The sequence below is a fragment of the Pseudomonas sp. MDV22-iso1 genome (genome assembly GCF_058145095.1).
In genome coordinates this window covers 222,865-236,438 of sequence record NZ_JBYVMF010000004.1, presented here as the reverse complement: position 1 = coordinate 236,438, position 13,574 = coordinate 222,865, and the positions used below count along the sequence as shown (strand labels likewise).

Annotated in this window: 9 protein-coding genes; all 9 read right to left on the bottom strand. The window is 59.5% G+C overall.

All coding sequences use genetic code 11. The features are described 5' to 3' along the window. Positions 1–43 precede the first annotated feature (43 nt). Positions 44–3,319, bottom strand: a complete 3,276-nt coding sequence (locus tag AC3ZVB_RS07345) for a transglutaminase family protein (RefSeq protein WP_490146179.1) — start codon at positions 3,317–3,319, stop codon at positions 44–46. A 281-nt stretch (positions 3,320–3,600) separates the two neighbouring features. Then, complete coding sequence (locus AC3ZVB_RS07340) at positions 3,601–5,904, bottom strand: YgiQ family radical SAM protein (protein ID WP_162437099.1); 2,304 nt, start codon at positions 5,902–5,904, stop codon at positions 3,601–3,603. Positions 5,905–6,156: 252 nt separating this feature from the next. Beyond that, positions 6,157–7,551 (bottom strand): replicative DNA helicase, encoded by a 1,395-nt coding sequence (dnaB, locus tag AC3ZVB_RS07335; RefSeq protein WP_162437100.1) that lies wholly within the window; start codon positions 7,549–7,551, stop codon positions 6,157–6,159. Positions 7,552–7,674: 123 nt separating this feature from the next. Continuing rightward, entirely contained in the window at positions 7,675–8,121 is a 447-nt protein-coding gene (gene rplI, locus AC3ZVB_RS07330) for a 50S ribosomal protein L9 (protein WP_003197251.1), read from the bottom strand. A gap of 19 nt (positions 8,122–8,140) precedes the next feature. Further along, a complete protein-coding gene (locus AC3ZVB_RS07325) occupies positions 8,141–9,034 on the bottom strand; it encodes a YybS family protein (RefSeq protein WP_162437101.1) in 894 nt (297 codons plus the stop codon). 36 nt (positions 9,035–9,070) lie between these two features. Further along, positions 9,071–9,301: a 30S ribosomal protein S18 gene (gene rpsR / locus AC3ZVB_RS07320; protein ID WP_002551829.1), complete on the bottom strand. Its 231-nt coding sequence runs from the start codon at positions 9,299–9,301 to the stop codon at positions 9,071–9,073. A 28-nt stretch (positions 9,302–9,329) separates the two neighbouring features. Further along, positions 9,330–9,752, bottom strand: coding sequence for a 30S ribosomal protein S6 (rpsF, locus tag AC3ZVB_RS07315; protein ID WP_003217491.1), 423 nt, complete (start codon positions 9,750–9,752; stop codon positions 9,330–9,332). Between the two features lie 314 nt (positions 9,753–10,066). Beyond that, complete coding sequence (gene rlmB, locus AC3ZVB_RS07310; RefSeq protein ID WP_162437102.1) at positions 10,067–10,834, bottom strand: 23S rRNA (guanosine(2251)-2'-O)-methyltransferase RlmB; 768 nt, start codon at positions 10,832–10,834, stop codon at positions 10,067–10,069. Further along, positions 10,831–13,467 carry a ribonuclease R gene (gene rnr, locus AC3ZVB_RS07305; protein WP_194691579.1) on the bottom strand — a complete coding sequence of 879 codons (2,637 nt, stop codon included), beginning with the start codon at positions 13,465–13,467 and terminating at the stop codon, positions 10,831–10,833. Before rnr ends, rlmB begins: the two co-directional genes overlap by 4 nt. Positions 13,468–13,574 lie beyond the last annotated feature (107 nt).

Genomic DNA, 13,574 nt, shown 5'->3' with positions numbered 1-13,574 from the left:
CATGACACCCGGATAGACGAAAAATCCGGGCGTCGCGTACGGTTCAAAAGCGTCGTAAATCGAGTGTCATCGGCAACTCGTCGTTGATGTCGACACTCGGGACCGGCCGTTTTCCGGGACTGTGTCCGATCCGGAAAAACCGCGCCATCCGCCGGCTCTCCGCCTCATTGGCGTTGACCGGCAGACTGTCGTAGTTCCGACCGCCCGGATGGGCGACGTGGTACTGACAGCCACCCAGCGAGCGCTGCATCCAGGTGTCGAGCACATCGAAGACCAAAGGCGCATGCACCGGGATGGTCGGTTGCAGGCAATTGGACGGTTGCCAGGCGCGGAAACGCACGCCAGCGACGAATTCGCCGACGCGCCCGGTGGGCTGCAATGGCACCGGAACGCCGTTGCACGTCAGCAAGTAACGCTGGGGCGACAGGCCAGTGAGTTTGACCTGCAGGCGCTCAAGGGACGAATCCACATAACGCACCGTTCCGCCGGGCGCGCCCTCCTCGCCCAAAACGTGCCAAGGCTCCAGCGCCTGACGCACCTCCAGCTCGATGCCACTGACCGCGTAATCACCCACCTTGGGAAACCGGAATTCCAGGTGCGCGGCAAACCACTCGGCGCGCACGGGATAACCCGCCGAATTGAGGTCGACGATGACGTCGGCGAAATCCTGCTCGATAAAGTGCGGCAACATGAACCGGTCATGCAACTCCGTGCCCCAACGCGCCAGTTTTGGCGGCGCATAAGGCTCGCGCCAGAACCGCGCGACCAGCGCCCGCAGCAACAGCTGTTGAGCCAGGCTCATGCGCGCATGAGGTGGCATTTCAAAGGCCCGCAGTTCCAGTAACCCGAGACGCCCTGTAGCGCCATCCGGCGAATACAGTTTATCGATGCAGAACTCTGCCCGGTGCGTGTTGCCGGTGACGTCGATCAGCAGGTTTCGCAGCAGTCGATCTACTAACCACGGCGCGCACTCTTCGCCAGGTTCAGGCATCTGTGAAAACGCGATTTCCAGCTCATACAGCGAGTCATTGCGCGCCTCATCGACACGGGGCGCCTGGGACGTCGGGCCGATGAACAACCCGGAGAACAGATACGACAAGGAAGGATGGTTATGCCAGTAGCTGATCAGGCTGCGCAGCAGGTCGGGGCGACGCAGAAACGGTGAGTCCGCCGGCGTGGCGCCGCCCAGGACGAAATGGTTGCCACCACCCGTGCCGGTGTGACGGCCGTCGATCATGAATTTCTCGGTGGTCAGGCGGGTCTGGCGGGCTTCCTCGTACAAGAATTCGGTGCGATCGACCAGCTCATCCCAGGTCGCCGACGGCTGCACATTGACTTCGATCACGCCCGGATCAGGGGTGACGCGAAAGTTGCTTAAACGCGGGTCGCTCGGGGGTTCATAACCCTCCAGCAACACCGGGCAATGCAGTTCTTCAGCGGTGGCTTCGATGGCGGCGACCAGTTCCAGATAATCCTCGACCTGCTCCAGCGGCGGCATGAACAGGTACAGCCGGCCTTCCCTCGCCTCCGCGCAGAAGGCGGTCCGCGTCAGCCAGTCCGCGGACTCGTCGATCTTCGGCGCACGGTCTTGCGCAACCGCAGGCTCGCCCTGGCTTTGCAACTGAGCAAGGTCGGGCAGCGGCGGGAAATCCTGATTCGGATCCCTTGGATGGATAAACGGATACTCCGCCGCTTTGACCCAAGGTTGTGAGCCGAGCGGCAGGCGATAACCCAGCGCGGAATCACCCGGCACCAGGCGGCAGTGCTCATCACGCAGGTACCAGCGGCCGCTTTGCCACTGGTCACCCTTGGCGGTACGCGCCAGTGGCAGCACCTGGCCAATCACCGTGTCCAGTCCCTGGCTGAAGACTTTGCGCAGGCGCGCACGCTCCAGAGGTTCGTCAAGGCGTGAGTCTTCGGCGCTGACATTCTGCGGCAACGTGCCTTCGCGCCAGAGGTAATAGAAATTGTCTTCGTAGGCTGGAAACACAAAGCGTGTCGGAATTTTCAGGCGCTCGGCGACGCTCGCCAAAAACCGCCCGGCCAGTTCGCCGTTAGCGCCGTAGTCTTCTTGCTCATCGGCGATCAGCGCGTTGTTGCGCCAGATCGGCACACCGTCGCGGCGCCAGTAGCAGTTCAGGGACCATCGCGGCAGCTGTTCGCCCGGGTACCACTTGCCCTGGCCGAAATGCACCAGGCCATTGGGGGCATAGCGCTTGCGCATGCGCTGGAACAGTTCGGCAGACAGGCGACGCTTGTCCGGTCCGAGCGCTGCGGTGTTCCACTCGGCACCGTCCGGATCATCGATAGACACGAAAGTCGGCTCACCGCCCATGGTCAGGCGCACGTCACCCTCGAGAAGGTCCGCATCGATCTGCCGGCCCAATGCCTGGATCGCCAGCCATTGATCGTCGGTGTAGGGCTTGGTGACTCGCGGTGCTTCCCAGATCCGCTCCACCGACATTTCGTGGGTGAACTCACACTCGCAGGGCTCCACCAAGCCGCTGATCGGTGCCGCAGAGCCCGGATCGGGACTACAGGCCAACGGAATGTGTCCTTCACCGGCAAACAGTCCTGACGTCGCGTCCAGGCCGATCCAGCCGGCGCCGGGCAAATACACTTCGCACCAGGCATGCAGGTCGGTGAAATCCACTTCGGTGCCCGAGGGCCCGTCGAGGCTTTTGACATCGGCCGTCAGTTGAATCAGGTAACCGGAGACAAACCGCGCGGCCAGGCCCAGATTGCGCAGCAACTGCACGAGCAACCACGCGGAATCGCGGCAGGATCCAGAAGCGTGTTCAAGCGTGTGTTCGGGTGTCTGGACGCCTGGCTCCATGCGGATCAGGTAGCCAATGTCTTCACTCAGACGCTGGTTGAGCGCTACGAGGAAATCCACGGCAGGCAACGGGGTGCGGTCGATACCGTCCAGGTAGGCCTTGAACTTCGGCGTCAGCGGCAGGGTTTCCAGGTACGGCGCCAGTTCCTTGCGCTCATCGGTGGCGTAAACGAACGGGATTTTCTCCGCATACGGCTCCAGAAAGAAGTCGAATGGATTGAACACCGCCATCTCGGCGAGCAGATCCACTTCGATCCGCAGTTCATCGGTTTTCTCAGGAAACACTAACCGCGCCAGGTAATTACCCTGGGGGTCTTGCTGCCAGTTTATGAAGTACTGCTCGGGCGAGACTTTCAGCGCATAGGACAGTATCCGCGTGCGACTGTGGGCGGCCGGGCGCAGGCGAACAATCTGCGGCCCGAGCTCGACGGCGCGGTCGTAGCGGTAATGCGTTACGTGATGCAATGCGACATGTATCGACACGGCGTGCCTCCTGCGAGCCCTAAGCGTATGGGAAAGCGCGCAAGACTTATGCCATGCAGCGGCACCGGCGCTTTCTGCGTTTGCTTGAGGCAGTACAGCACCAAAATCGGGCGATGCGGGAAATTGGTTTGGCGCAGTTGCACGCAAATGTGGCGAAGCTGTAACAACAGTCAGTAAATGGAAGGACAGCGAACACAAAACCAGTGGCGAGGGGATTTGATTGATTCAGAAATGCAAAACGCCAACCCGAAGGTTGGCGTCTTGTTATCCGCTGTCAGCGTTTAGCGCGGTACCACCGGCTTGCGGGCAGGTTTAGGGCCCTTGCCTTTCGCGGCATCCTTACGCTCCTTGGCGGCCTGCTGGTTACGGGCAAACGCCGCAGCCTTGGCCTGTTCACGCTTGTCCCACGGATTACCACCGTCACTGGCGCGCGGTGGCAGGCCGGTGTGCTGGGTCAGGATCTTGGTGGTTTTTTCACCCGCGACTTTATGGCTGCCTGCTGGCGTCGAGTTCTTGCGACGGGCGCTCTGGTAGCTGTCGGTCGCCGGCTGATGCAGCGGGATCAGCTGGTTTTTACCCGGCCCGATCAGGTCGGCGCGGCCCATGCGAGTCAGCGCTTCACGCAGCATCGGCCAGCCTTTCGGATCGTGATAACGCAAGAACGCCTTGTGCAGACGACGCTGCTCTTCGCTCTTGACGATGGTCACGGCGTCGCTCTTGTAAGTGACCTTGCGCAGCGGGTTCTTGCCCGAGTGGTACATCGCAGTGGCGGTGGCCATCGGCGACGGGTAGAACGCCTGCACCTGGTCGGCACGGAAGCCGTTGCCCTTGAGCCACAGGGCCAGGTTCATCATGTCTTCGTCGGTGGTGCCCGGGTGAGCGGCGATGAAGTACGGAATCAGGTACTGCTCTTTCCCGGCTTCCTTGGAGTACTTCTCGAACATGCGCTTGAACTTGTCATAGCTGCCAATGCCCGGCTTCATCATCTGGTTGAGCGGACCTTCCTCGGTGTGTTCCGGGGCGATCTTCAGGTAACCACCGACGTGGTGAGTCACCAGCTCTTTAACGTATTCCGGCGACTCGACCGCGAGGTCGTAACGCAGGCCGGAAGCGATCAGGATCTTCTTCACACCCGGCAACGCGCGAGCGCTGCGATACAGCTGGATCAGCGACGAGTGGTCGGTGTTCAGGTTCGGGCAGATGCCCGGGAACACGCACGATGGCTTGCGGCACGCGGATTCGATTTCCGGGCTCTTGCAGGCGATGCGATACATGTTCGCGGTCGGGCCACCGAGGTCGGAAATGACGCCGGTGAAGCCTGGCACCTTATCGCGGATCTCTTCGATTTCGCGAATGATCGACTCTTCGGAACGGTTCTGGATGATCCGGCCTTCGTGCTCGGTGATCGAGCAGAAGGTGCAGCCGCCGAAGCAGCCACGCATGATGTTCACCGAGAAGCGGATCATGTCGTAGGCCGGGATCTTTTCCTTGCCGTACGCCGGGTGCGGAATGCGCGCATAGGGCATACCGAACACGTAGTCCATTTCTTCAGTGGTCATCGGAATCGGCGGCGGGTTGAACCAGACGTCGACTTCGCCGTGCTTCTGCACCAGCGCGCGGGCGTTGCCCGGGTTGGTTTCCAGGTGAAGCACCCGGTTGGCGTGAGCGTAGAGCACCGCGTCGCCACGGACTTTCTCTACCGACGGCAAACGGATCACGGTCTTGTCGCGAGTCATGCGCGGGCTGGCCAGGATCTGCACGACCTTGGCTTCGCTCGGATCCTCAACCGGACCTTTTTCCTGCTCAATGGCGCAGGCTTGGGTGTCCTGGGTGTTCACGTACGGGTTGATGATCTTGTCGACCTTGCCCGGACGGTCGATGCGCGTGGAATCGACTTCGTACCAGTCTTTCGGCGTATCGCGACGGATGAATGCGGTGCCGCGCACGTCGGTGATGTCTTCGATCTTGTGGCCGTAGGACAGACGCTGGGCGACTTCGACGATCGCACGCTCGGCGTTGCCGTAGAGCAGGATGTCGGCGCAGGCGTCGATCAGGATCGAGTTACGCACCCGGTCCTGCCAGTAATCGTAGTGAGCAATGCGGCGCAGGGAGGCTTCGATGCCACCCAGCACGATCGGCACATGATTGTAGGCTTCCTTGCAGCGCTGGCTGTAAACCAGGCTCGCGCGGTCGGGACGTTTGCCCGCCAGGCCACCGGGGGTGTAGGCGTCATCGGAGCGGATTTTCTTGTCGGCGGTGTAGCGGTTGATCATCGAGTCCATGTTCCCGGCCGCGACACCGAAGAACAGGTTCGGCTCGCCGAGCTTCATGAAGTCGTCTTTGGACTGCCAGTTTGGCTGCGCAATGATCCCGACGCGGAAGCCCTGGGACTCCAGCAGCCGGCCGATAATCGCCATGCCGAAAGACGGATGGTCCACGTACGCATCACCGGTGACGATGATGATGTCGCATGAATCCCAGCCAAGCTGATCCATCTCCTCCCTGCTCATCGGCAGGAATGGCGCTGGACCGAAGCATTCGGCCCAGTACTTGGGATAGTCAAATAACGGCTTGGCTGTTTGCATGACGATGACCGGTGTTGAGATGAAAAATCGCGGGCGCGGAATATAGCACAAAAAATAACCAATTCCGACGGTAATGGTCGGAAATGTCTGTGGCTGGTTTGTGCACAGCCCCGAAGGTCTTGCATCTACCCTGTGGCAAGGGAGCTTGCTCCCGCTGGGGTGCGAAGCGGCCCCAAAATCGTGAGCGCTGCGCACTCTAGCGGGAGCAAGCTCCCTCGCCACAAAAGCTTCTTGCCACAGTTTTTTGTCGAGTTACTCGTCGTCGAAGTTATAGCTGCCCGGCGCCAGGTTTTCGAAGCGGGTGTACTTACCGATGAACGCCAGTCGTGACGTGCCGATCGGACCGTTCCGCTGCTTGCCGATGATGATCTCGGCGATGCCTTTGTGCTCGGTTTCCGGGTGGTAAACCTCGTCCCGGTACACGAACATGATCACGTCAGCATCCTGCTCGATCGCTCCGGATTCCCGGAGGTCGGAGTTGATCGGGCGCTTGTTCGGTCGTTGTTCGAGGGAGCGGTTGAGCTGGGACAACGCCACTACCGGACAGTTGAATTCCTTGGCGAGGGCTTTCAAGGAACGGGAGATTTCGGAAATCTCGTTGGTCCGGTTGTCGCCGCCGGAACCTGGAATCTGCATCAGCTGCAGGTAGTCGATCATGATCAGGGCGACATCGCCGTGTTCACGGACCAGACGCCGGGTCCGCGCGCGCATCTCTGACGGGCTGATACCGGCCGTGTCATCGATAAACAACTTGCGATCGTTGAGCAGATTGACCGCCGACGTCAGGCGCGGCCAATCATCGTCGTCCAGGCGACCGGCACGGACCTTGGTCTGGTCGATACGGCCGAGGGACGACAACATACGCATGATCAGCGATTCGCCTGGCATCTCCAGCGAGTAAACGAGAACACACTTGTCACTGCGCAACACGGCGTTTTCAACCAGGTTCATCGCAAAGGTGGTTTTACCCATGGATGGACGGCCAGCGACGATGATCAGGTCGGACGGTTGCAGCCCACTGGTCATCTCGTCGAGGTCGGTGTAACCGGTCGACAGGCCAGTGATGGCGTTGTCAGTGTTGAACAGGGTGTCGATGCGGTCGATGGCCTTGGTCAGCAGGTCGTTCACGCTCACCGGGCCGCCGGTTTTTGGCCGGGCCTCAGCAATCTGGAAGATCTGCCGTTCGGCCTCGTCGAGAATCTCTTCAGCAGTACGTCCTTCAGGGTTGAACGCACTGTCGGCAATTTCGCTGGCAATACCGATCAGCTGGCGCAACGTCGCCCGTGCACGGACGATCTGCGCATACGCCTTGATGTTAGCGACAGACGGCGTGTTTTTTGCCAGTTCTCCGAGGTACCCGAGGCCTCCGACTTGCGAGGTCTGACCTTCCTTGTCCAATTGCTCGGCCAGGGTCACGACGTCGATTGGCGAGTTCATGTCCGCCAGTTTGGCGATGGCACGGAAGATCAGGCGGTGGTCATGTCGATAGAAATCGCCGTCGGAGACTTGATCAAGCACGCGTTCCCAAGCGTTGTTATCCAGCATCAGACCACCGAGCACGGCCTGCTCGGCCTCGATGGAATGCGGAGGCACCTTCAGGGAAGCAGTTTGCAGATCATATTGCTCGGGAGCGGAGATATCGTTCATGGCCACTTGAATGATTAGTGTGAAATTCAGGAACTGCAGAAAGACAAAGGGCACGACCTGTAAACAGGATCGTGCCCGATGTTACCGACAAGCACCCGAGGGTACCAGTCGATCAAGTGCTGCTTAAGCTGCTACCACGACAACGCGTACGGTGGCTTCAACTTCGGCGTGCAGGTGCACGGCTACGTCGAATTCGCCTACGTTGCGGATGGTGCCGTTCGGCAGACGAACTTCGCTTTTAGCAACTTCAACGCCAGAGGCGGTCAGTGCATCAGCGATGTCGTGGGTGCCGATCGAACCGAACAGCTTGCCTTCGTCACCGGCGGTGGCAGTGATAGTCACTTCCAGCTCAGCCAGTTGGGCGGCACGGCTTTCAGCCGAAGTTTTACGGTCTGCTGCGGCTTTTTCCAGCTCAGCGCGACGCTCTTCGAACGCAGCCAGGTTGGCAGCGGTCGCAGCGGTAGCTTTGCCGTAAGGCAGCAGGTAGTTACGACCGTAACCAGCCTTAACGTTCACTTTGTCACCCAGGTTGCCCAGGTTGGTGACTTTTTCCAGAAGGATCAGTTGCATGTGAAAATCCTCTTAACTTTTAACCTTCACCGTTCGCGTTATCGGCGTCTTTCGGCGCCAGACGACCGCGAAAATCAATCAGGCTGTCGACGATGGCCAAGACCACCAGCAACGGATAGATCAGCTGCATAAACAGCAACAGCGTGACGTACAACCCCACCAGCCAGAACCTGGCCAGTCGCTTTTGCGCCACCAGCCCGTGAATCAGGGCCAGCCCGGCGAACACCAGCGGTACGCTGCACAACGGCGTCAACATGGCCATCTGTGGACCGATATTCGGCCCCAGAAGCATGCACGCCAGCAGCAACATCGCTGGTAGAAGCGGGAAGCGGATAGCGCGAAACTCGCGACCAAAACCACCCGGGTTGTACAACAACGCCTGCCAGTAGCGCCCGACAATCAGGCTCAGCACACTGACGATTTGCAGCAAGGCCGCAATCAGGCCGGTCAGGACCGGTGCAATCAGGGACGCAAAATGCGCCTGCTCGTCTACCGACAACTTCTGGTAGACATCGCCGAGTAGCGACGGCATGACTTTTATCAAAGCCTGCGCCAGCATCTCGATCTGGGGACCAAAAGCTATCCCCAGCACCACTGAAAACACCACTCCCATCGCTATGCTGACCAGCAGCACGCGGTTCCAGGACTCACTTGCGCGCAAAACCAACGCAAGGCTCCAAGACCCCAGCAGCACCAGAAGTGAGCGTGGGTCATCGGCGTAAAGCCACCAGATCAATGCCGGTAGCAATCCCAGAGCAAGGACACTTGACGCATCCTTCAATCCGCGCCGCAGGAGCACGAAGCATCCCGCGGCAGCACCCAACCAATACAACAACGGCAATGCCGCGCATCCAGCCACTACGAGAGTGGCCTGCATACGGCCGCGCATGATGAACTCAGCTATGGCACGCATGCATTCAATCCTTTGCTACGTGTCGACTGCCCGGTCTCAGCGGCCGTGGCTGTCGGTGTAGGCCAGCAGGGCCAGGAAGCGGGCGCGCTTGATAGCGGTGGCCAGCTGACGCTGATAACGTGCTTTGGTACCGGTGATACGGCTTGGAACGATTTTGCCGGTCTCGGATACGTAGGCTTTCAGAGTGTTGAGATCTTTGTAATCGATCTCTTTCACGTCTTCAGCGGTGAAGCGGCAGAATTTACGACGACGGAAGAAACGTGCCATGTAATAGGCTCCTCAAAAGGTCCGTGGATTACTCGTCAGCGTTATCGCTGTTGTCGCTGTCATCACTATCAGCGCTTTCAGCGCCTTCGTGCTCAGGACGGTCGCGACGCTCACGGCGCTCACTGCGGTTTTCTTCAGCCTTGAGCATCTCGGATTGGCCGGTAACGGCTTCTTCGCGACGGATGACCAGGTTACGGATCACTGCATCGTTGTAGCGGAAGTTGTCTTCCAGCTCGGCCAGGGCCTTGCCAGTGCATTCAACGTTCAGCATCACGTAGTGAGCCTTGTGAACATTGTTGATTGCGTAGGCCAGTTGACGACGACCCCAATCTTCCAGACGGTGGATTTTGCCGCCGTCTTCTTCGATCAGCTTGGTGTAACGCTCTACCATGCCGCCGACTTGCTCGCTTTGATCCGGGTGGACCAAAAAGATGATTTCGTAATGACGCATGAATGCTCCTTACGGGTTGTAGCCTGCCGCTCAAAAGCGGTCAGACAAGGAGTGAATGACACTTATGGACTTGCTTGCAGTAGACACATGCGTGCCTGCCGTCACAGCAAGGGGCGCAATTGTAGAGAAGGGACAGGAGAGGTGCAAGGCAATTGGTGATTATTTGAACAGTTCGTTCGCCCACCCATTTTTGCCTCACCACAAACCACTGTGGGAGCGAGCTTGCTCGCGATGAGGGCATAACATTCAACATTGATGCTGAATGTTACTCCGGTATCGCGAGCAAGCTCGCTCCCACAGGGACTACAAATGACTTAGGACTTTTTACCGGTTCCGGCAGCTTTGACGCCACGCTGACGCTGAGCTTCGAACAGGCACACGCCAGTCGCCACGGACACGTTCAGACTGCTGACACTGCCAGCCATCGGCAGGTGCACCAGATAATCACAGAGATCGCGGGTCAGGCGACGCATGCCGCTGCCCTCGGCCCCCATGATCAGGATGGTTGGACCGGTCATGTCGTGCTGATACAGGCTCTGCTCTGCTTCGCCCGCCGTTCCGACAACCCACAAGCCGCGCTGCTTGAGTTTTTCAAGGGTGCGCGCCAGGTTGGTCACAGCAACCAACGGAATCACTTCCGCCGCGCCACAGGCAACTTTTCGTACCGTTGGGGTCAGCGTGGCCGACTTGTCCTTCGGAACGATCACTGCCAGCGCACCGGCCGCGTCGGCCGAACGCAGGCAGGCGCCAAGGTTGTGCGGATCAGTCACGCCATCAAGCACCAGCAGCAACGGTGCGCCTTCGGTGCGATCGAGCAGTTCGTCGAGCATTGCTTCGCCCCAGACCTGGCTCGGACTCACGTCCGCCACCACACCCTGGTGCACGCCTTCAACCCAGGCATCCAGCTCGCGACGCTCGGCATTGCCGACTGCCACGCGATTTTCGTTCGCCAGTTCGATCAGCGTCTGAACGCGCGGATCACTGCGGCCTTCCGCCAGCCAGATCTGCTTGACGCGCTTCGGGTGGTGACGCAGCAATGCTTCTACGGCATGCACGCCGTAGATTTTTTCCAGATTACTCATGACTTGGCCTTAGGTTTACGCGCCCCGCCGCTTTTGGCTGCTGGAGCGGAACCCGCTTTTGGCGGGCCCTTACGGTGTTTGCTCGGTTTTGCTGGCTTGCCGCCGGGAGCCTTGTCAGGCGCCGACCGCCCGGTCTTTCCCCCAGACGCCGCTTTACCGCCGCTTTTCGCTTCAGACAGCAACGCCTGCTTCATTTCCCGGCTCTTGCGCAGCTCGGCGTTTTTCGCCGCTGCATCGCTCGGGCGATAGGCTTCGACAGCTTTTTCCTTGGCAGGGCGACGACCGGATTTCGCCGGCGCCGGCTCTGCCGCAGCGGCGGTTTTAGCCGCAGGTGCAGTGGTTTCGGTCCCGCGCTTCTTGCGGCCAATCGGCGCGCTGATGGTTTTTTCAGCCATCTCGAAGTCGATCTTGCGCTCGTCGAGGTCAACGCGCATCACGCGCACTTCAACGGTGTCGCCAAGGCGGAAGCTGCGGCCGGTACGCTCACCGGCCAGGCGGTGATGCACTGGGTCGAAGTGGTAGTAGTCACCCGGCAGCGCCGTGACGTGTACCAGGCCTTCGACGTAGATGTCGGTCAGCTCGACGAACAGGCCAAAACCGGTCACCGCAGTAATCACACCCGGGAACGACTCGCCTACACGGTCTTTCATGAACTCGCACTTGAGCCAGTTCACCACGTCACGAGTGGCTTCGTCGGCACGGCGCTCGCTCATCGAGCACTGCTCGCCTAGCTGCTCCAGAGCCGCTTCGTCGTACGGGTAGATGCGCGCTTTCGGAATGGTCATGGCGCCAGCACGACGAACGTGCGGGGTGTCCATTTTCGAATGAATAACGCTGCGAATCGCCCGATGCGTGAGCAAGTCCGGGTAGCGGCGGATCGGCGAAGTGAAGTGGGTATAGGCTTCGTAATTCAGGCCGAAGTGGCCCTGGTTATCAGCGCTGTACACCGCCTGACTCAACGAGCGCAGCATCACAGTCTGGATCAGATGGAAATCCGGACGGTCCTTGATGCTCGCCAGCAGTGCCTGGTAATCCTTTGGCGACGGGCCGTCCTTGCCTTTATGCAGGGACAGGCCGAGCTCGCCCAGGAAGGCGCGAAGTTTTTCCAGACGCTCCGGTGGCGGGCCGTTGTGCACGCGATACAGCGCAGGGATTTCGTGTTTCTTCAGGAATTCAGCGGTGGCCACGTTGGCCGCCAGCATGCATTCCTCGATCAGTTTGTGCGCATCGTTACGCACGGTCGGACGAATTTCGGCAATCTTGCGCTCGGTGCCGAAAATGATCCGGGTTTCCTGCGTTTCGAAATCGATCGCGCCACGCACGTGACGAGCGGCCAGCAACACCTTGTACAGCGAGTACAGTTGCTTGAGGTGCGGCAGAACGTCGTTGTACTCGCCGCGCAGCTGACGCGCCTCGGTGAGTTTCGGCGTTTCCAGCATCGCGCTGACTTTGTTGTAGGTCAGGCGAGCATGGGAATGGATCACGGCTTCGTAGAAGCAGTAGTCGGTCATTTCACCGGATTTGGAGATGGTCATCTCGCAAACCATGGCCAACCGATCAACGTGTGGATTCAGCGAGCAAAGGCCGTTGGACAGCTGCTCAGGCAGCATAGGCACTACGCGCTCGGGGAAGTACACCGAGTTGCCGCGAACCTGGGATTCGTTGTCCAGCGCCGAACCGATTTTCACGTAGCTGGAGACGTCGGCAATCGCCACGTACAACTTCCAGCCACCGGAGAAAAGGCGCAATTTGCCTGGCTTGGCTTCGCAATACACCGCGTCATCGAAGTCGCGAGCATCTTCACCATCGATGGTCACGAACGGCAGATGGCGCAGGTCTACGCGCTTCTCTTTGTCTTTCTCTTCGACTTCAGGCTTGAGCTTGGCGGCTTCTTTCAACACCGCTTCAGGCCAGACGTGCGGGATATCGTACGCGCGCAGGGCGACATCGATTTCCATGCCCGGCGCCATGTAGTTGCCCACGACTTCGACCACGTCGCCTTGCGGCTGGAAGCGCGGCGTCGGCCAGTGAGTGATCTTCACTTCGACGAATTGACCAATATTGGCATTGGCGTTGCGACCCGGCGTTACCAGCACTTCCTGCTGGATCTTCGGATTGTCCGCAACCACAAAGCCGATACCGCCCTCTTCGAAGTAACGACCCACGATGGTTTCGTGAGCACGGGACACCACTTCGACGATCATGCCTTCGCGACGACCGCGACGGTCGAGACCGGAAACACGGGCCAGCGCGCGATCACCGTCGAATACCAGACGCATCTGCGCCGGGCTCATGAACAAGTCGTCACTGCCGTCGTCCGGAACCAGGAAGCCGAATCCGTCACGGTGACCGCTGATGCGACCCAGGATCAGGTCGAGCTTGTCCACAGGCGCATACGTGCCGCGACGGGTATAGATGAGTTGAGCGTCGCGCTCCATGGCGCGCAGGCGGCGGCGCAGGGCTTCGATCTGGTCTTCTGTGGTCAGACCAAACTCTTCGACCAGTTGCTCGCGGTTAGCAGGCGAACCCCGATCAGCAAGGTGCTGAAGGATCAGTTCGCGGCTAGGAATAGGGTTTTCATATTTTTCCGCTTCACGAGCGGCCTCGGGATCGAGGGACTGCCAATCGGCCATTAGAGAGTTTTCACCTTGTCTATATACGGGTTAGTTTGGCATAGGCGTAATGAAACGGGAAATTTCAGGCTATGACAGCCTGTCTAAAGCCCTATATCGACACTCCA